2 rRNA genes are annotated in these 1774 nt (G+C 55.1%); both read left to right on the forward strand.

Annotated features, from left to right (window positions below):
- A 23S ribosomal RNA gene (locus RHODMAR_RS26690) occupies positions 1–1520 on the forward strand; the annotation flags it as partial.
- A gap of 135 nt (positions 1521–1655) precedes the next feature.
- Positions 1656–1772: ribosomal RNA gene (rrf, locus tag RHODMAR_RS26695) — 5S ribosomal RNA — on the forward strand.
- The last annotated feature ends 2 nt before the right edge of the window (positions 1773–1774 follow it).

Genomic DNA, 1774 nt, shown 5'->3' on the forward strand with positions numbered 1-1774 from the left:
GGGTGGATGCGTGGGACCTGATCTGGTAGTAGCCAAGCGATGGGGTGACGCAGGAAGGTAGCTGGGCCAGTCAGTGGTTGTACTGGTGTAAGCCTGTAGGGCGAACGGTAGGCAAATCCGCCGTTCATCAAGCCTGAGAGGTGATGCGTAGCCGATTGAGGCGAATTCAGTGATCCTATGCTGCCGAGAAAAGCCTCTAGTGAGTTGTTACACGGCCCGTACCCCAAACCGACACAGGTGGTCAGGTAGAGAATACTAAGGCGATCGAGATAACTATGGTTAAGGAACTCGGCAAAATGCCCCCGTAACTTCGGGAGAAGGGGGGCCCCTGCCGGTGATCACTCTTGCAGTGTGAGCTGGTGTGGGCCGCAGAGACCAGTGAGAAGCGACTGTTTACTAAAAACACAGGTCCGTGCGAAGTCGTAAGACGATGTATACGGACTGACGCCTGCCCGGTGCTGGAAGGTTAAGAGGACCGGTTAGCCAGCAATGGCGAAGCTGAGAATTTAAGCCCCAGTAAACGGCGGTGGTAACTATAACCATCCTAAGGTAGCGAAATTCCTTGTCGGGTAAGTTCCGACCTGCACGAATGGCGTAACGACTTCTCAGCTGTCTCAACCATAGACTCGGCGAAATTGCATTACGAGTAAAGATGCTCGTTACGCGCGGCAGGACGAAAAGACCCCGGGACCTTCACTACAGCTTGGTATTGGTGTTCGGTTCGGTTTGTGTAGGATAGGTGGGAGACTGTGAAGCGGTGACGCCAGTTACTGTGGAGTCGTTGTTGAAATACCACTCTGATCGTATTGGATACCTCAACCTCGGACCATGATCTGGTTCAGGGACAGTGCCTGGTGGGTAGTTTAACTGGGGCGGTTGCCTCCTAAAATGTAACGGAGGCGCCCAAAGGTTCCCTCAGCCTGGTTGGCAATCAGGTGTCGAGTGCAAGTGCACAAGGGAGCTTGACTGTGAGACTGACAAGTCGAGCAGGGACGAAAGTCGGGACTAGTGATCCGGCACCGGCAAGTGGAAGCGGTGTCGCTCAACGGATAAAAGGTACCCCGGGGATAACAGGCTGATCTTCCCCAAGAGTCCATATCGACGGGATGGTTTGGCACCTCGATGTCGGCTCGTCGCATCCTGGGGCTGGAGTAGGTCCCAAGGGTTGGGCTGTTCGCCCATTAAAGCGGCACGCGAGCTGGGTTTAGAACGTCGTGAGACAGTTCGGTCTCTATCCGCCGCGCGCGTAAGAAACTTGAGGAAGGCTGTCCCTAGTACGAGAGGACCGGGACGGACGAACCTCTGGTGTGCCAGTTGTTCCACCAGGAGCACCGCTGGTTGGCTACGTTCGGAAGGGATAACCGCTGAAAGCATCTAAGCGGGAAGCCTGTTCCAAGATGAGGTTTCTCACCCCCTCGAGGGGGTAAGGCCCCCGGCAGACCACCGGGTTGATAGGCCAGAACTGGAAGTACAGCAATGTATGGAGGTGACTGGTACTAATAGGCCGAGGACTTACCACAAAGAAGCTACGCGTCCACTGTGCAATATCTGAAACAACACACGTTTCAGGTTCGGCCATAATTGAATGAACCAACATCATTCACCAGCTCGAACGGTGAACTCGTTGTGTTCCGTGTGTGACTGTTTCACAGAGTTACGGCGGCCATAGCGGAGGGGAAACGCCCGGTCCCATTCCGAACCCGGAAGCTAAGCCCTCCAGCGCCGATGGTACTGCACTCGACAGGGTGTGGGAGAGTAGGACACCGCCGAACAC

Source organism: Rhodococcus sp. AW25M09 (assembly GCF_000333955.1).
Lineage (GTDB): Bacteria > Actinomycetota > Actinomycetes > Mycobacteriales > Mycobacteriaceae > Rhodococcoides.